We start from the raw sequence: 16,643 nt of genomic DNA, 5'->3' as shown, positions 1-16,643 counted from the left end.
GCCCCGGAATGACAACTGTGTGGCTGAAAACCGCTGCTGAGACGGCCTGAATCTCAGGCCGCCGCGGCGGCGCCCGGCGCGGCGCGCATCAGCATGCCGAAGAGATCGCGGGAATCGTCGGGGTCGGCGATCAGGTCGAGATCGACATAGGTGCCGGCCTCGCGGATGCGCTCATAGACATAGCGCAGCGCCGAGAAATCCTCGATCGCGAAGCCGACCGAGTCGAATAGCGTGATCTGGCGTGCGTCGGTGCGGCCCGGAGCCGTGCCAGTGATGACCTTCCAGAGTTCCTCGACGGGATGATCGGCATCGAGCTGCTGGATATCGCCCTCGATGCGGGTCTGCGGGGGATACTCGACGAAGATCGAGGAGCGCAGCAGCACGTCGCGGTGGATCTCGGTCTTGCCGGGACAGTCGCCGCCGACCGCGTTGATGTGGATGCCGGCGCCGACCATGTTGTCGGTCAGGATCGTCGCATATTGCTTGTCGGCCGTGACGGTGGTGACGATCTCGGCGCCCTCCACCGCTTCCATCGCGGTCGCGCAGCGGGTGATCCTGAAGCCGTGGCGGGCGAGGTTGCGGGCGCATTTCTCGGTCGCGGCCGGGTCGACGTCGTAGAGCCGCAGGTTCTCGATGCCGAGGATCGCGCGGAAGGCGAAGGCCTGGAATTCGGACTGCGCGCCGTTGCCGATGATCGCCATGGTCGCGGCGTGTTTCGGCGCCAGGTGCCTGGCCGCCACCGCCGACATCGCCGCTGTGCGCAAGGCGGTCAGGATGGTCATCTCCGAGAGCAGCACGGGGTAGCCGGTCGCGACGTCCGAGAGCAGGCCGAAGGCGGTGACCGTCTGCAGGCCGGCCTTCATGTTCTTCGGGTGGCCGTTGACGTATTTGAAGCCGTAGAGCTTGCCGTCGCTGGTCGGCATCAATTCGATCACGCCTTCGAGGCTATGCGAGGCGATGCGCGGCGTCTTGTCGAAGATCTCCCAGCGCCGGAAATCATCCTCGATATAGGCGGCGATGTCGGACAGCATCCGCTCGATGCCGATCGCATGGACCAGCTTCATCATGTGGTCGACGCTGACGAAAGGCACGACGTTGAGCTGCTGAATCATGGGTCCCCGCGCTGTTCTCGTTGAAGGAACGATTGTCCCTGTTTTCGGCGGCAGGCGAAAGAAGCCAAAACGACCAGATCGGCGCCGAGATTGATCGATTTGGCAAAGCCGTCTATCCATTTTGGACGATGGATGATCTCGACCGCAAGCTCATCACCCTGCTGCGCCATGACGGGCGCCGGAGCATTTCGGACCTCGCTGCCGATCTCGGCCTGACGCGGGCGACGGTGCGCGCAAGACTGGAGAAGCTGGAGCAATCCGGCGAGATCATCGGCTTCACCGTGATCCTGCGCTCGGACGCGATCGACCTGCCGGTGCGCGGCATCACCATGATCGAGATCGCCGGCCAGGCGGCGGATACGGTGATCGATGCGCTCTCCGGGTTCACCGAGGTCTCCAGCATCCACACCACCAACGGCAACTGGGACCTCGTGGTCGAGCTCGGCACCTCCGACCTGATCGCCTTCGACCAGGTGCTCCGGCGCATCCGCATGATCCCCGGCGTCACCAACAGCGAGACCAGCCTGCTGCTGGCGACACCGCGCAGCGTCAAGGCGCGGCTCTAGCCCCCACAAGAAGCGCTGCTGCATGGCGGCCATCCGCAAACGCGGCGCGGCGCCCCGTGACAGGCGCGCCTCCGCCCCCTAACGTTGTGTCCCGTCAGATACAGCGTTTGTGGCGGCCGGCGATGCATGATCGCACGAGGCCGCCCGTTCGCGTCGGACACCCACAGTTCCCGCCCGGAGCGTGGATCACCGGTTGCTTTCCGGCCGGCTATTCGCGTCTTGGGCAAGACAGGCAGGAGACCAGACCATGGCGCATGAGCTCGAATTCTACATCGACGGCCAGTGGGTGAAGCCCTCGGGCAACCGCACGCTCGGTGTGATCGATCCGTCGAACGAAGAAGTCTTCGCCACGATCGCGCTCGGCGAACAGGCCGATGTCGACAAGGCTGTCGCTGCCGCCCGCGCCGCCTTCCCCGCCTTCGCCGCGACCTCCAAGGCCGAGCGCCTCGCGCTGATGCGCCGCCTCGCCGAGGCCTACAAGAAGCGCTACGACGCCATTGCCGACATCCTGTCGCGCGAGATGGGCGCGCCTAAGGAGCTGGCGCATCGCGCGCAGGCCGCGATGGGCACCGCCCATCTCGCCAAGATGATCGAGACCCTCGAGAACTTCGAGTTCGAGGAGCTGCGCGGCACCACCCTGATCGCCAAGGAGCCGATCGGCGTCGTCGGCATGATCACGCCGTGGAACTGGCCGCTGAACCAGATCATGTGCAAGGTCGCGCCCGCGCTCGCCGCCGGCTGCACCATGGTGCTGAAGCCCTCCGAGATCGCGCCGCTGAACGCCATCATCTTCGCGGAAGCGATGGACGAGGCCGGCGTGCCGAAGGGCGTGTTCAACCTCGTCAACGGCGACGGCCCGACGGTCGGCGAAGCGATCTCGCGTCATCCTGGCGTCGACATGGTCTCCTTCACCGGCTCGACGCGGGCCGGCATCCTCGTCGCCAAGGCGGCGGCAGACACCGTCAAGCGCGTGCATCAGGAACTCGGCGGCAAGTCGGCCAACATCATCCTCGACGATGCCGATCTGAAGAAGTCGGTGAAGCTCGGCGTCGAGAGCGTGATGCGCAACTCGGGCCAGTCCTGCAACGCGCCGACCCGGATGTTCGTGCCGGAGAAGCTGCATGAGGAGGCCCTCGCCATCGCCAAGCAGGTGGCCGAGCCTCTCAAGGTCGGCGCTCCCTCGGCGGACGGCGTCTTCCTCGGCCCCGTCGTCAGCGAAGTCCAGTACGAGAAGATCCAGCGCCTGATCGAGGCCGGCATCAAGGAAGGCGCGACGCTGGTCACCGGCGGCACGGGCCGTCCGGAGGGCCTAAATCGCGGCTACTATGTCCGCCCGACCGTGTTCGGCGGCGTGACCGACGACATGACCATCGCCCGCGAGGAAATCTTCGGCCCGGTGCTGTCGATCCTGCCCTACAAGAGCGACGACGAGGTCGTCTCGCGCGCCAACGACACGCCCTATGGCCTGGCATCCTATGTCCAGTCCGGCTCGCAGGAGCGCGCCCGCAAGATCGCCGCGCAGATGCGCTCGGGCAATGTCTACATCAACTACCCGGCCTGGGACGCCGGCGCGCCCTTCGGCGGCTACAAGCAGTCCGGCAACGGCCGCGAATATGCCGATTTCGGCCTCGAGGAGTTCCTCGAGATCAAGGGCACGGTCGGCTACGCCGCGGCGTGAGGCATCGCACCACTGCCGTCATGCTCGGGGCTTGACCCGAGCATGACGGAAACCAGCGCCTTCTCGTCATGAGCTTCTCGGGTCGCCGCTATGCGGTGCCCGAGAATGACGGGGAACCGGACTGGTCAATCCTCCTCTGGCGCCGCCGCGATCGGCAGGGCGCTGGAGCGCTTCACCTGCCCCAACGCGAAACTCGACTCGATCGAGGCGACGCCGTCGAGGCGGGTGAGCTTGTCCTTGAGGAAGCGCTCATAGGCCGGCAGGTCGCGCACCACGATGCGCATGAGATAGTCGCGCTGGCCGGTCATCAGGTAGCAATCGACCACCTCGGGCCAGCGCGCCACGGCCTGCGAGAAGCGGTCGAGCTCGTCCTCGCGCTGGCGTTCCAGCTTGATCGAGACGAAGACGCTGATCGGCAGGCCGACCTTGGTCTGGTCGATGATCGCGGCATAGCCGGTGATGACGCCGGCTTCCTCCAGGATGCGGATGCGCCGCGCGCAGGGCGAGGCGGAGAGGCCCACGCGCTCGGCCAGATCCTGCACCGAAAGGCGCGAATTGATCTGCAGTTCTCCAATGATCTTGCGGTCGAGCGCATCGAGGCGCAGGCGTGCCATGCCTTGTCTCCGGTCCCGGCTGAACTCGCTCTATGACAGGAGCGATCGTTCGCCACCACCGGCATCTCTGCGAAAGCGCATGGCAGCGACGGCATGGCACTGGCGCGGAGAGCCGAGCCGCGCTATGCGATACCTACAATCCCGTGAATGTATGGAATTGCATTTGGCGATGGTCGACAGCGACGCGGCGCTCACCTGGACCAGCCGGCTCGATCCGGCGGCAGGCCCGCGCTACCTCCAGATCGTCGCGCAGCTCGAACGGGCCGTCGCGACCGGGATGCTGCGGCCGGGTGACCGCCTGCCGCCGCAGCGCCGATTGGCCGAGCATCTCGCGGTCGACCTCACCACCGTGACGCGCGCTTTCGGCGAAGCGCGCGAACGCGGTCTGATCGATGCGGTAACGGGGCGCGGTTCCTTCATCTCGGCGCGGCAGGAGCAGGAAGGCCCGCCGCTCGATCTCAGCATGACCATCCCGCCGGCGCCGAAGGGCTTGCGCCTGGGTGAGCTGATGCAGCGCGGCATCGCGGAAATCCTCGCGCGCAGCGATGCCGACCAGTTGATGAACTATCATGGCGGCGCGGGTTCGCTGGCGGAGCGCGCAGCGGGCGCGGCCTGGCTCGCGCCTCTGATGGGTGCGGTCCAGCCGCAGCGCATCGCCGTGGTGCCCGGCGCCCAGACAGGGCTCAACGCCCTGCTCTCGCTGCTGGCCCGCCCCGGCGACGCGATTCTGACGGAGCCGCTGACCTATCCCGGCCTCATCGGCGCAGCGCGGCAACGTGGGCTTTCGATGGTTCCTGTTGCCAGCGATGCCGACGGCCCGCTGCCCGACGCGCTCGACGAGGCCGCCAACCGCTCTGGAGCGCGACTGTTCGCGCTGACTCCGACGCTGCAGAACCCGACCTGCATCACCATCCCGGAACAACGCCGGCAGGACCTCGTCACCGTCGCCCGACGACGCGACCTCATCCTGATCGAGGACGACCCCTACAGCCTGCTCGCCGGGGATGCGCCCGTGCCGCTGGCCGTGCTGGCGCCGGAGCGGACCTGGCATGTCGCGACCTTGTCGAAGGTGCTGACGCCCGGCCTGCGCACGGCCTTCGTTGTCATGCCGGAGGGAGCCGACAGCGCTCCGTTCCTCGCGGCCCTGCGCGCAACGGCGCTCATGCCCGCTCCCCTGATGACGGCGCTCGCTGCGCACTGGATCAGGATCGGCACGGCAAAAGACCTGCTGGAGGGCGTGCGGCGCGAGGCGGCCGAACGGCAATCGCTGGCGCGGGGCATACTGCCTGCGACCATGCAGGGACATATCCATGCGCTGCATGTCTGGCAGCCCCTGCCCGCGCATTGGGCGCGCGGCCGCTTGATCGAGCGGGCTCGCGAGGCCGGGCTCGGCGTGATGGCGGCCGATGCGTTCAGTACGGGCGGTGCGGCGCCGGACGCGATCCGGATCGCGCTCGGCGCGATCCCCGAACGGGCGCGATTGGCGGAAGCGCTCGGCCTGCTCGCCGGATTGATCCGCGACGGACGCTAGACGCGCCTGACAGCGTCAGTTCGAAGCGACCGGCTTCTCTTGCGGCGTCGGGCGGGCGAGCCGGCCTTCCTCCGCCTTGTGGAAATATTGCGAGGCGACCAGCCAGCCCTTGAGCGGTTGCAAAGGCGGGATGCAGGTCAGCAGGATCAGCGGCAGCGTCGTGACCAGATGCACCCAGGTCGGCGGGTTGTAGCTCAGCTCCAGCCAGAGCGGGAAGGCCGCGGCGGGAATGCAGACGAACATCATCACGAAGAAGGCCGGGCCGTCGGCGGGATCGGCGAAGGAATAATCCAGGCCGCAATTCTCGCATTTCGGCTTCAGCTTCAGGAAGCCCTCGAACATCTTGCCCTGCCCGCAGCGCGGGCAGCGGCCGCGCAGGCCGGTCTTGAGCGGAGAGAGTGGCGGCCAGTGCTCGCCGGACATGGAATGTCTCCTCAGGACGGCGCCGTTCGTTCGGCGTCGCCCTTCAGATCGCGCTCGATGCAGACAATGTCAAGATTGTATGCATCTGAGCCGGCTGCCTGCGCGGATCGGTCGCGGGTGCCTTGCATGACATCCCACGGATGATGCTCGGAACCGCGCCGTCATCCCGGACAAGCGGCAAGCCGCGCCGATCCGGGATCCATCGTAGAGCGCAGAGCTCGACGATGGATCCCGGGGCAAGCCCGGGATGACGCGGTGGTTCCGCAGACTATGAGCGGGCTCGGAATTCTGTGCCGGGCAGCGCTCAGATATGCAGCGCGTGGCCCAGCGCCTTCATCGCGGCTTCCGGGAAGGCTTCGCCCAGCGTCGGATGAGCGTGGATCGTGCCGGCGATGTCCTGCAGCGTCGCGCCCATCTCGATGGCCAGCCCGAAGGCGGCCGACAGCTCGGAAACGCCCTGCCCCACCGCCTGGATCCCGAGCACCAGTTCGCTGCCGGCCTGCGCGACGACCCGGACGAAGCCGGCCTCGGCATGGCGGGTCATGGCGCGGCCATTGGCTGCGAAGGGGAACTGGCCGATCTTGAGCTCATGGCCCGCGCGCTTGGCCTCTTCCGGCGAGAGGCCGACCGAGACGATCTCGGGATCGGTGAAGCAGATCGCCGCGATGCCGCGCTTGTCCCAGGCGCGGGCTAAGCCGGCGACGATCTCCGCCACCATCTCGCCCTGTGCCATGGCGCGATGCGCCAGCATCGGCTCGCCGGTGACGTCGCCGATGGCGTAGATGCCGCGCATCGCGGTCTCGCAGCGCTCGCCGATGCGGATGAAGCGGCCATCCATGTCGAGCACGAGGTTTTCGAGGCTTAAGCCCTCGGTGACAGGCTTGCGGCCGACCGTGACCAGGATCTTGTCTGCCGGCAGCGCCCGCTCCTTGCCGTCCGCCGTCTCGATGCGCAGGCCGTCACCCTTGGGCGTGGGGCCGAGCGCCTTGGCGCCGAGCAGCACCTCGACGCCGAGCGCGGTCAGGCGCTTGGCGATGGGGCCGGTCAATTCCGCATCGTAGAGCGGCAAGATCTTGTCCTGGGCTTCGACGACCGTGACCTTGGCGCCGAGCTTGGCGAAGGCGGTGCCCAGTTCCAGCCCGATATAGCCGCCGCCGACCACGACGAGGCGCTTCGGCACCTCGGTCAGCGCCAGCGCGCCGGTCGAGGAGATGACATTGCCGCCAAAGGGCAGGAAAGGCAGTTCGACCGGGGCCGAGCCTGTCGCGATGACGATGGTCTCGGCCTGGATCGTCTTCGGGCCGGTCTCGGTCTCGACCACGACCGTCTTGCCGTCGCGGAAATGGGCGCGGCCATGGACGATCTTGACCTTGGCCTTGCGCAGCAGCGCCGCGACGCCGTTGTTGAGGCGCTGGACGACGCCGTCCTTCCAGGCCACGGCCTGCTTGAGGTCGAGCTTCGGCTCGGCCGCGGTCAGGCCAAAGGGCGTCTTGCCGGCGGCGGCTTCCGCCGCCTTCTCGAACTCCTCGGCGACATGGATCATCGCCTTGGAGGGGATGCAGCCGACATTGAGGCAGGAGCCGCCGAGCTTGGTGCTCTCGACGATGACGGTGTCGATGCCGAGCTGGCCGGCGCGGATGGCGCAGACATAGCCGCCTGGGCCGGCGCCGATGACGAGGAGCTTGCAGGTGATTTCGGTCATGCGCGGCGCTCCTCAGATGTCCACGAAGAGCGTGGCCGGGTTCTCCAGCAGCTCCTTCAGCCGCTGCACGAAGACGGCGGCGTCCCAGCCGTCGATGACGCGGTGGTCGAAGCTGGAGGAGAGGTTCATCATCTTGCGCGGCACGAAGGTGGTGCCGTCCCAGACCGGGCGCACGACCATCTTGTTGACGCCGACGATCGCGACTTCCGGATAGTTGATCACCGGGGTGGTCGCGATGCCGCCAAGCGCGCCCAGCGACGTGATGGTGATGGTCGAGCCGGTCAGTTCGTCGCGGGTCGCGGTGCCCTGCCGGCCGCGCTCCGCAAGGCGAGCAAGCTCGATGCCGCAGCCCCAGAGATCGCGCGCCTCGGCATGTTTCACCACAGGTACGATCAGGCCGGTCGGGGTCTGCGTGGCGATGCCGATATTGATCGCGGCATGCTGGCGCACGATGCCGGCATCGTCGTCATAGAGCGCGTTGAGCGCCGGCTGCTCGGCGAGCGCCTTGACCATGGCGCGCATCAGGAAGGGCAAAAGCGTCAGCTTCGGCCGCTCCGGCGTCGGCTTCTTGTTCAGCGTCGCGCGCAGGTCTTCCAGCGGCGAGACGTTGATCTCCTCGACGATGGTGATGTGCGGGATGCGCGATTTCGACAGCGCCATCTTCTCGGCGATGCGACGGCGCAGGCCGACGACCTTGACCTCGGTGACGGCGCTCTGCTCGACGAGCCCGCCGCCACGGACCGGCTCCGGACCGCGCAGCAGGAAGGCGTCGATATCCTGATGGGTGATCCGGCCGGCCGGGCCGGTGCCCTGGACCTGACGCAGATCGACCCCGGCCTCGCGGGCCTTGAGGCGCACGGCCGGCGAGGCCAGCGGCTTCTCGCCCGGTGCGCGGCGCTGGATGGGGGTGGCCTCAGCGCGCATGGGCTTGGGAGCCGGCTGAGGCGGTGCTGTCGGCTTGGCGGCGGAACCACCGCCGTCATTCCGGGACTTCGCGCCAGCGGAGGGCCCGGAACCCAGAACCGATGACGTGTCCGCAACAGGCATCCCGTCACCAGCGCCCTTGCGATCAGGCGCATCGGTTCTGGGTTCCGGGCTCAGGCCTTCGGCCTGCCCCGGAATGACGGACTGGTTCCCTGCGAGATCGTCGCCCGACTGGTCGCTCGCCCCCTCCCCAGCAACCTTCAGCTTCACGATGGCCGAGCCGATCGCGACGGTATCGCCAACCTCGGCGCCGACCCAGGTGACCTCGCCCTCGACCGGCGAGGGAATCTCGACCGTCGCCTTGTCGGTCATCACGGCAGCGAGCAGGTCGTCCTCGCGGACGATGTCGCCAACCTTGACGTGCCACTCGACGAGTTCGGCCTCGGCGATGCCCTCGCCGACATCCGGCAGTTTGATGATGCGCTCGGCCATCAGCGTGCCTCCATGATATCGCGCAGCGCTTGTCCGAGGCGGGCGGGGCCGGGAAAATAGTCCCATTCCTGCGCATGCGGATAGGGCGTGTCCCAACCGGTGACGCGCATCACCGGCGCCTCCAGATGGTAGAAGCAGTGTTCCTGCACCAGCGCCGTAAGCTCGCCGCCGAACCCGGAGGTCAGGGTCGCTTCGTGCAGCACGATGCAGCGGCCCGTCTTCTGGACCGAGGCAACGATCGCCTCGAGATCGAGCGGGACGAGGGTGCGCAGGTCGATGATTTCGGCGTCGATGCCGGTGTCCTCTGCCGCGGCCAGCGCGACATGAACCATGGTGCCATAGGCGAGGATGGTGACGGCCGAGCCCTCGCGCCGCGTCACCGCCTTGCCGAGCGGCACGGTGTAATGGCCCTCCGGCACCTCGGCGAGCTCATGCTTCGACCAGGCCGTGACCGGGCGCTCGTGATGGCCGTCGAAGGGGCCGTTATAGAGCCGCTTCGGTTCCAGGAAGATCACCGGGTCCGGGTCCTCGATCGCGGCGATCAGCAGGCCCTTGGCGTCATAGGGGTTGGAGGGGACGATCGTCTTCAGGCCCGAGACATGGGTGAAGAGCGCTTCCGGGCTCTGGCTATGGGTCTGGCCGCCGAAGATGCCGCCGCCGGTCGGCATGCGGATCACCAGCGGGCAAGTGAAGTCCCCGGCCGAGCGGTAGCGCAGGCGCGCAGCCTCCGAGACGATCTGGTCATAGGCCGGGTACATGTAATCCGCGAACTGGATCTCGATGCAGGGCTTGAGGCCATAGGAGGCCATGCCGATCGCCGTGCCGACGATGCCGGCCTCGCTGATCGGCGCGTCAAAGCAACGCGACACCCCGTATTTCTGCTGCAAACCGTGGGTGCAGCGGAAGACGCCGCCGAAGAAGCCGACATCCTCGCCGAAGACCACGACATCGTCGTCGCGGCCCATGGAGACGTCCATGGCGGAGCGGATCGCCTCGATCATCGTCATGCGTGCCATCGGGTCAGACTCCGATCTGCTGGCGCTGGCGGCGCAGATGCGGCGGCAGCTCGGCATAGACGTCCTCGAAGATGTCGCGCGCCGAGGGCTTGCCGCCGGAATGCAGCGTGCCGAAGCTCTCGGCCTCCTTCTGCGCCGCGATGACGGTGGCGAGGATCTCGGCCTCGGCCTGCTTGTGGCGCTCCTCCGACCAGGCGCCGACCGCGATCAGATGCTGCTTCAAGCGGATCAGCGGGTCGCCGAGCGGCCAATCGTCGGATTCGTGCTTGGGGCGATAGGCGGAAGGGTCGTCCGAGGTGGAATGGGCGCCGGCGCGATAGGTGACGTATTCGACCAGCGTCGGCCCGAGATTGCGGCGGGCGCGCTCGACCGCCCATTGCGCGACGGCATAGACCGCAAGGTAGTCGTTGCCGTCGACGCGGAGCGCCGGGATGCCGAAGCCGAGGCCACGCGCCGCGAAGGTGCCGGAGCCGCCGCGCGCGATGCCCTGGAAGGTCGAGATCGCCCACTGGTTGTTGACGACGTTGAGGACGACGGGGGCCTTGTAGGTCGAGGCGAAGACGAGCGCAGCGTGGAAATCCGATTCCGCCGTCGAGCCATCGCCGATCCAGGCGGCGGCGATACGGGTGTCGTTCTTGATCGCCGAGGCCATCGCCCAGCCGACGGCCTGAACATATTGCGTCGCGAGGTTGCCGGAGATCGAGAAGAAGCCGTGCTCCTTGGAGGAGTACATCACCGGCAATTGCCGGCCCTTCATCGGGTCGCGCTCGTTCGAGTAGATCTGGTTCATCATGTCGACGAGCGGATAATCGTTCGCGATCAGCAGGCCCGCCTGGCGATAGGTCGGGAAGTTCATGTCGCCGGGCTGGAGTGCGATGCGGAAAGCGCAGGACACCGCCTCCTCGCCGGTGTGCTGCATATAGAACGAGGTCTTGCCCTGGCGCTGCGCCATCTGCATGCGCCCGTCGAAGGTGCGCAGCGTCATCATGTGGCGCAGGCCGCGGATCAGGTCCTCCTGCGAGAGATCGGGTACCCAGGGGCCGACCGCCTCGCCCTCGCGATCGAGCACGCGGATGATCGAATAGGCGAGGTCGCGGATGTCCTTGGGGTCGACATCGACCGGCGGGCGCGCGACCGAGCCCGCCTTGGGGATCACGACATGGGAGAAGTCCGGCTTCTCGCCGGGGCGGCTCGCCGGTTTGGGGACATGGAACTGCAGTGGCTGGGTTGCTGCCGGCGCCCGGCCTGACTTGTCGCTGCTCATGAGCGCCTCCATCCCTGACGCCGCCAGCATTCCGCCTTCGCGCGCATCCCGCAAGCGCTTGTGGCGCTCTTCAGAGATGCGGGCCAAGACGCACAGCCGGCCGGCGATCGTTCCCCTTGCAACCAACGCTAGCGGGGACGGTTCGGAGGTTCATTCCGAATTTGCCGGAAATGGCGGAATCAGGCAGAAAAAATTACCGTTACAGTCACTATTTGCAGAATGATCGTCCGATGAACAAAAAAGAGCCAGAATGGTCCTGCTCTCGATCTGATCGATCGCAAGATTCTCGCTGCGTTGCGGGATGACGGGCGACTGACGACGCAGGCCCTGGCAGAAAAGGTCGGGCTATCCCCCTCGCCCTGCTGGACGCGGGTGAAGCGGCTGGAGGAATCCGGCGCGATCGAGAAATATGTAGCCCTGCTCGACCACAAGGCGCTGGGCTACAACAACATCGTCTTCGTCGAGATCACCCTCGACAAGCATGACGACAAGGTGCTCGACCAGTGCGGCGAGGCGCTGAGCCGCGCGCCGGAGGTGGTCGAGGCGCATCTGGTCACCGGCGAATACGACTATCTCGCCAAGGTCGTGGTCAGCGGCACCGACCATTACGAGCGCTTCCTGCGCGGAACGATCTACCGCATTCCGGGGGTCAGGCAGACGCGGACGACGTTCGGGTTGCGGGCGTTGAAGCGGACGCTGTCGGTCGATCCGCTGAAGGTGGTGGGGTAAGCATTCAAACGCCGTCATGCTCGGGCTTGACCCGAGAATGACGGCCTCGACGTCATGCTCGCCCTTGTGGCGAGCATCCACGTCTTGAACGCCGCCCGCAATGAAGGAAGGCGTGGATGGCCGGGACAAGCCCGACCATGACGATGCGATTGAAGACTATGCCCTCAGGCCAGCATCTCCCGCACTAGCGGTACGACCGTCTCGCCGTAGAGCCGGATGCACTCCATCGCCTTCTCGTGCTCCAGCGGACCGGCGCTGTACTTGAGCTGGAAGCGGGCGATGCCCAGCCCCTTCGCGGTTGCCGCGATCTTGCGGGCCACCGTCTCGGGCGAGCCGAGATAGAGCGAGCCGCGCGCGACCTCCTGCTCGAACTCGTCGCGGCCCATCGGCGGCCAGCCGCGCTCGGCGCCGATGCGGTCGCGCATCTGCTTGTAGGCCGGGAAGAACTCCTCCTTGGCCTGCTCGTCGGTCGCGGCGACATAGCCCGGCGAATGCACGCCGACGGGCTTCGCCGGCTTGCCGATCTGGCCATAGGCGCGATGGTACAAGTCCACGAACGGCTTGAAGCGCAGCGGATCGCCGCCGATGATGGCGAGCATCAGCGGCAGATCATAGCGCACCGCGCGCACCACCGATTCCGGGCTGCCGCCGACGCCGATCCAGGTCTTGAGCGGACCGTTCTCGACCGGCGGATAGACGAGCTGATCCTTCAGCGGCGGCCGGATCGAGCCCTGCCAGGTCAATGGCTCCTGCGGCAGCAGGCCGGCGAAGAGATCGAGTTTCTCTTCGAACAGCTTCTCGTAATCGCGCAGGTCGAGCCCGAAGAGCGGGAAGGATTCGGTGAAGGAGCCGCGGCCGAGGATGACCTCGGCGCGCCCGTTCGAGAGCGCATCGACCGTCGAAAAGCGCTGGAAGACGCGGATCGGATCGTCCGAGCTCAGCACGGTGACGGCCGAGCCGAGCTTGATCCGGCTGGTGCGCGTGGCCATGCCGGCCAGCACCGCCTCAGGCGAGGAGACCGCGAAATCGGCCCGGTGATGCTCGCCGACACCGATGAAATCGATGCCGACCTGATCGGCCAGGACGGCTTCGTCGACGAGATTGCGGATCACCTGCGCATGCGGCAGCGGCTTGCCGTCCGCCCCGTTGGTGACGTCGCCGAAGGTGTCGAGTTCCGAATTCCAGGTCCTGTGCCATGATCATCCCGAGGCCGCGACGCGACCCTTTGCCTGCCGGCCATCCCGGCCTCCCGCAGTTAGGGTCCAGATTGCCGCAGCGCAATTCTTGGGGCGTTGCCCGGTCAGCAACAACCTGTTTGCAGGATTGCAACCGCCGCGCTTGCATCGCCCGTGCAAGCTGCCGATGCTCGGGCGCGCGGCGTTCTCGGCCGCCTCCGAGCCGACGCCATGATCATTCGCCAACTGGTCTATCTCGACGCGCTCGCGCGCGAAAAACATTTCCGCCGTGCGGCCGAGGCCTGCCATGTCTCGCAGCCGACACTGTCGGCCGCGATCGTGCAGCTCGAGGAAGAGCTCGGCGTGCTGATCGTCGAGCGCGGCCGGCGCTTCCAGGGCTTCACCAAGGAGGGCGAGGTCGTGCTCGCCCATGCCAGGCGCATCCTGGCCGAGGCCGAGGTGATGAAGGATTCGATCGCCGAACTGCGCGAGGGCGTCTCCGGCCGGATCCGGCTCGGTGCGATCCCGACCGCGCTGCCGATGATCGCCCATATCACCGCGCCCTTCTCGGAGCGCTATCCGGCGGTGTCTCTCACCGTGCTGTCGCTGACCTCGCAGGAAATCCAGCAGGGTATCGACGATTTCGAGCTCGATGTCGGGCTGACCTATCTCGACAACGAGCCGCTCGATCGCGTGATCTCGAAGCCGATCTACCAGGAATCCTATGTGCTGCTGACGCGCGAGGACGGGCCGTTCGGCGCGCGCGACACCATCACCTGGGCCGAGGCGGCCGAGCAGAAGCTCTGCCTGCTGACCGGCGACATGCAGAACCGGCGCATCATCGACGGCATCTTCCGCTCGGTCGGCACCGCGCCGCGCCCGATGATCGAGACAAACTCGATCTTCAACCTCTGCTCGCATGCCGGCATCCAGGGCATCGCCAGCATCGTCTCGCTGCAATTGCTGGAGTTCTTCGGCGTGCCGCTCGGCACGCGGGCGCTGTCGCTGGTCGAGCCGGAGGCGCAGCGCACGATCGGGCTGATCGTGGCGGACCGACAGCCTGTGGCGCCGCTCGCGCGCAATCTCCTGATGATGACGAAGCCGGTCACCGATGCCGGGCTGCCTCGCCGCCCCATCGTTCGATAGCCCTCGCCTATCGTCTTAGAAGCAGCGCAGCATTGTGCAGCGCAAAACGGCCTCTCCGGAGAATTTTTGGAGTTTGGCAAACCCGCCGGATGTGGGAAGCACACCCTCATCGCGTATTTTGATAGCTAAAAACTATCATGCATTCGAAAGAAACGATTTGAAATCATTCCAATTTCGACCACCCTCCCCTTAACGAGCGCCCGGCGAACCGGGCCTATGGAGGAAAGATGGCGGGTTATCCGGCCTGGGATCAGGACAGCGCACGCATGATCGTGGCGGGACTGGCGCATCTCGAAGGCGCCACGCTGCCGATGCTGCACGCCCTTCAGGACGAGTTCGGCTATGTCGACCCGCAGGCCGTGCCTTTGATCGCGGAAGTGCTGAACCTGTCGCGCGCCGAGGTCCATGGCGCGATCTCCTTCTATCACGACTTCAAGACCGCCCCGAAGCCGACGCGCGTCATCAAGCTCTGCCGGGCCGAGGCTTGCCAGGCCTTGGGCTGCGAGAGCGTGGTCGACGAGCTTGCTCGCAACCATGGCATCGCGGTCGACGACCACCATGCCGGCGACGCCATCGTCGAAACGGTGTATTGTCTCGGCAATTGCGCGCTCGGGCCCTCGGCCCTGATCGATGGCGAGTTGATCGGGCGCGTTGACGCCGCCCGCATCGCCGGGCTCTGCCAGCACGGAAAGGCGCATTCATGAGCGCCGCACCGGTCCGCATCTTCGTTCCCATCGACGCCGCCGCCCTGTCGGTCGGCGCGGAAGCCGTCGCGCAGGCCATCGCCAGCGAAGCGACGACGCGCGGGCTTTCCGTCGAGATCGTCCGCAACGGCTCGCGCGGCATGCTCTGGCTGGAGCCGCTGGTCGAGGTCGAGACGCCTGAAGGCCGCATCGCCTACGGGCCGGTCGCGGCCAAGGACGTCGCGTCGCTGTTCGATGCCGGCTTCGTCTCGGGCGGCGCTCACGCCTTGCGCCTCGGCAAGACCGAGGAGCTGAACTGGATGAAGCGCCAGCAGCGCCTCACCTTCGAGCGCGTCGGCGTCATCGACCCGCTCTCGATTGCCGAATACCGCGCCCATGGCGGCTTCAAGGGGCTGGAGAAGGCGCTGGCGCACACCGGCGGCGAGATCGTCGAGGCGGTGAAGGCCTCCGGCCTGCGCGGCCGCGGCGGCGCCGGCTTCCCGACCGGCATCAAATGGAAGACCGTCCACGACGCCAGGGCGGACCAGAAAATACATCGTCTGCAATGCCGACGAGGGCGATAGCGGCACCTTCGCCGACCGGATGCTGTTCGAGGGCGACCCCTATATCGTGATCGAGGGCATGACGATCGCCGCGATCGCGGTCGGCGCGACACGCGGCTATATCTACCTGCGCTCGGAATATCCGCACGCCCATCGCACGCTCCAGCGCGCGATCCTGAAGGCGGAAGCCGCCGGGCTGATCGGCGCCTCGGTGATGGGCTCGCAGCACGCCTTCCATCTCGAAGTCCGGCTCGGGGCCGGCGCCTATATCTGCGGCGAAGAGACCTCGCTGCTGGAAAGCCTCGAAGGCAAGCGCGCCATCGTCCGGGCCAAGCCGCCGCTGCCCGCGCTGCAGGGCCTGTTCGGCAAGCCGACCATCGTCAACAACGTGCTCTCCTTCGCCGCCGTGCCGTGGATCATGGACCATGGCGCACAGGCCTATGCCGATTACGGCATGGGCCGCTCGCGCGGCACGCTGCCGATCCAGCTCGGCGGCAATGTCAGGCGCGGCGGGCTGATCGAGCTCGCTTTCGGCATCAGCTTGCGCGAGATCATCGAGGATATGGGCGGCGGCACGCTGTCGGGCCGGCCGATCCGGGCCGTGCAGGTCGGCGGGCCGCTCGGCGCCTATCTCACGGCCGGTCAGCTCGACGTGCAGATGGATTACGAGGCGCTCGCGGCGATGCGGGCGATGCTCGGCCATGGCGGCATCGTCGTGTTCGACGACAGCGTCGACATGGCCAAACAGGCCCGCTTCGCCTTCGAATTCTGCGCCAAGGAAAGCTGCGGCAAGTGCACGCCCTGCCGCATCGGCGCGACACGCGGCGTCGAGGTGATGGACCGCATCATCGCCGGCACCGAGGTTCCAAAGAACATTGCGGTGCTGCGCGATCTCTCGAAGCTGATGACCGACGCTTCACTCTGCGCCATGGGCGGCCTGACCCCGATGCCGGTGCTGAGCGCGCTCAACCATTTCCCCGAGGATTTCGACCGTCCTCCGCTGCCGCTGGCAGCCGAGTGAGGAG

At 66.8% G+C, this 16,643-nt stretch carries 13 protein-coding genes and 2 pseudogenes; 7 read left to right on the top strand and 8 right to left on the bottom strand.

The annotated features are described in order from the left end of the window. Positions 1–53 precede the first annotated feature (53 nt). Positions 54–1,112 carry an ornithine cyclodeaminase gene (locus ACFJGT_RS01595; protein ID WP_377845179.1) on the bottom strand — a complete coding sequence of 353 codons (1,059 nt, stop codon included), beginning with the start codon at positions 1,110–1,112 and terminating at the stop codon, positions 54–56. Positions 1,113–1,240: 128 nt separating this feature from the next. On the opposite strand from ACFJGT_RS01595, the gene ACFJGT_RS01590 reads away from it, so the two are divergent. After that, a complete protein-coding gene (locus ACFJGT_RS01590) occupies positions 1,241–1,678 on the top strand; it encodes an Lrp/AsnC family transcriptional regulator (RefSeq protein ID WP_047577514.1) in 438 nt (145 codons plus the stop codon). Between the two features lie 247 nt (positions 1,679–1,925). After that, entirely contained in the window at positions 1,926–3,356 is a 1,431-nt protein-coding gene (locus ACFJGT_RS01585) for an aldehyde dehydrogenase family protein (RefSeq protein WP_377845176.1), read from the top strand. A gap of 125 nt (positions 3,357–3,481) precedes the next feature. On the opposite strand, the gene ACFJGT_RS01580 is transcribed toward ACFJGT_RS01585, so the two are convergent. Then, positions 3,482–3,970, bottom strand: a complete 489-nt coding sequence (locus ACFJGT_RS01580) for an Lrp/AsnC family transcriptional regulator (protein ID WP_199087117.1) — start codon at positions 3,968–3,970, stop codon at positions 3,482–3,484. Between the two features lie 169 nt (positions 3,971–4,139). On the opposite strand from ACFJGT_RS01580, the gene ACFJGT_RS01575 reads away from it, so the two are divergent. Beyond that, on the top strand, positions 4,140–5,501 hold the full coding sequence (locus ACFJGT_RS01575; protein WP_377845173.1) for a PLP-dependent aminotransferase family protein: 1,362 nt from the start codon (positions 4,140–4,142) through the stop codon (positions 5,499–5,501). Between the two features lie 15 nt (positions 5,502–5,516). Here ACFJGT_RS01575 and ACFJGT_RS01570 read toward each other — a convergent pair whose 3' ends face one another. From ACFJGT_RS01570 to ACFJGT_RS01550, 5 genes are all read right to left on the bottom strand, one after another. Continuing rightward, positions 5,517–5,924: a DUF983 domain-containing protein gene (locus ACFJGT_RS01570; protein ID WP_377845170.1), complete on the bottom strand. Its 408-nt coding sequence runs from the start codon at positions 5,922–5,924 to the stop codon at positions 5,517–5,519. Between the two features lie 304 nt (positions 5,925–6,228). After that, positions 6,229–7,626, bottom strand: coding sequence for a dihydrolipoyl dehydrogenase (gene lpdA, locus ACFJGT_RS01565; RefSeq protein WP_377845168.1), 1,398 nt, complete (start codon positions 7,624–7,626; stop codon positions 6,229–6,231). Between the two features lie 12 nt (positions 7,627–7,638). Continuing rightward, the gene (locus tag ACFJGT_RS01560; RefSeq protein ID WP_377845166.1) at positions 7,639–9,042 is read right to left on the bottom strand and encodes a dihydrolipoamide acetyltransferase family protein; all 1,404 of its coding nucleotides are present in this window, start codon (positions 9,040–9,042) and stop codon (positions 7,639–7,641) included. Next, positions 9,042–10,058 carry an alpha-ketoacid dehydrogenase subunit beta gene (locus tag ACFJGT_RS01555; RefSeq protein WP_377845164.1) on the bottom strand — a complete coding sequence of 339 codons (1,017 nt, stop codon included), beginning with the start codon at positions 10,056–10,058 and terminating at the stop codon, positions 9,042–9,044. Before ACFJGT_RS01555 ends, ACFJGT_RS01560 begins: the two co-directional genes overlap by 1 nt. 4 nt (positions 10,059–10,062) lie before the next feature. Further along, on the bottom strand, positions 10,063–11,322 hold the full coding sequence (locus tag ACFJGT_RS01550; RefSeq protein ID WP_377845161.1) for a 3-methyl-2-oxobutanoate dehydrogenase (2-methylpropanoyl-transferring) subunit alpha: 1,260 nt from the start codon (positions 11,320–11,322) through the stop codon (positions 10,063–10,065). 267 nt (positions 11,323–11,589) lie between these two features. Between ACFJGT_RS01550 and ACFJGT_RS01545 the strand changes: the two genes are divergently transcribed. Continuing rightward, positions 11,590–12,051 carry an Lrp/AsnC family transcriptional regulator gene (locus ACFJGT_RS01545; RefSeq protein ID WP_377848893.1) on the top strand — a complete coding sequence of 154 codons (462 nt, stop codon included), beginning with the start codon at positions 11,590–11,592 and terminating at the stop codon, positions 12,049–12,051. Positions 12,052–12,215: 164 nt separating this feature from the next. Here ACFJGT_RS01545 and ACFJGT_RS01540 read toward each other — a convergent pair. Continuing rightward, positions 12,216–13,248: pseudogene (locus ACFJGT_RS01540) on the bottom strand (LLM class flavin-dependent oxidoreductase). 209 nt (positions 13,249–13,457) lie between these two features. Between ACFJGT_RS01540 and ACFJGT_RS01535 the strand changes: the two are divergent. The 3 genes and pseudogenes from ACFJGT_RS01535 (at position 13,458) to ACFJGT_RS01525 (ending at position 16,639) form a co-directional block, all read left to right on the top strand. Continuing rightward, complete coding sequence (locus ACFJGT_RS01535; protein ID WP_377845159.1) at positions 13,458–14,372, top strand: LysR substrate-binding domain-containing protein; 915 nt, start codon at positions 13,458–13,460, stop codon at positions 14,370–14,372. Positions 14,373–14,599: 227 nt separating this feature from the next. Further along, positions 14,600–15,076, top strand: a complete 477-nt coding sequence (locus ACFJGT_RS01530) for an NAD(P)H-dependent oxidoreductase subunit E (protein WP_377845157.1) — start codon at positions 14,600–14,602, stop codon at positions 15,074–15,076. Beyond that, positions 15,073–16,639: pseudogene (locus ACFJGT_RS01525) on the top strand (formate dehydrogenase beta subunit). Before ACFJGT_RS01530 ends, ACFJGT_RS01525 begins: the two are co-directional and overlap by 4 nt. Positions 16,640–16,643 lie beyond the last annotated feature (4 nt).

The organism is Allobosea sp. UC22_33, from assembly GCF_042700715.1.
Classification (GTDB): domain Bacteria; phylum Pseudomonadota; class Alphaproteobacteria; order Rhizobiales; family Beijerinckiaceae; genus Allobosea.
The sequence above is the reverse complement of the archived record's forward strand: the minus strand, read 5'-3'. Positions and strand labels throughout refer to the sequence as shown.

Excerpts from the sequence above, each read along its gene's own strand:
- ACFJGT_RS01535 (WP_377845159.1), top strand. The coding sequence starts at position 13,458 with ATGATCATTCGCCAACTGGTCTATCTCGACGCGCTCGCGCGCGAAAAA.
- ACFJGT_RS01570 (WP_377845170.1), bottom strand. The coding sequence starts at position 5,924 with ATGTCCGGCGAGCACTGGCCGCCACTCTCTCCGCTCAAGACCGGCCTG.
- ACFJGT_RS01590 (WP_047577514.1), top strand. The coding sequence starts at position 1,241 with ATGGATGATCTCGACCGCAAGCTCATCACCCTGCTGCGCCATGACGGG.
- lpdA (WP_377845168.1), bottom strand. The coding sequence starts at position 7,626 with ATGACCGAAATCACCTGCAAGCTCCTCGTCATCGGCGCCGGCCCAGGC.
- ACFJGT_RS01550 (WP_377845161.1), bottom strand. The coding sequence starts at position 11,322 with ATGAGCAGCGACAAGTCAGGCCGGGCGCCGGCAGCAACCCAGCCACTG.
- ACFJGT_RS01595 (WP_377845179.1), bottom strand. The coding sequence starts at position 1,112 with ATGATTCAGCAGCTCAACGTCGTGCCTTTCGTCAGCGTCGACCACATG.
- ACFJGT_RS01585 (WP_377845176.1), top strand. The coding sequence starts at position 1,926 with ATGGCGCATGAGCTCGAATTCTACATCGACGGCCAGTGGGTGAAGCCC.
- ACFJGT_RS01580 (WP_199087117.1), bottom strand. The coding sequence starts at position 3,970 with ATGGCACGCCTGCGCCTCGATGCGCTCGACCGCAAGATCATTGGAGAA.
- ACFJGT_RS01560 (WP_377845166.1), bottom strand. The coding sequence starts at position 9,042 with ATGGCCGAGCGCATCATCAAACTGCCGGATGTCGGCGAGGGCATCGCC.
- ACFJGT_RS01555 (WP_377845164.1), bottom strand. The coding sequence starts at position 10,058 with ATGGCACGCATGACGATGATCGAGGCGATCCGCTCCGCCATGGACGTC.
- ACFJGT_RS01575 (WP_377845173.1), top strand. The coding sequence starts at position 4,140 with ATGGTCGACAGCGACGCGGCGCTCACCTGGACCAGCCGGCTCGATCCG.
- ACFJGT_RS01530 (WP_377845157.1), top strand. The coding sequence starts at position 14,600 with ATGGCGGGTTATCCGGCCTGGGATCAGGACAGCGCACGCATGATCGTG.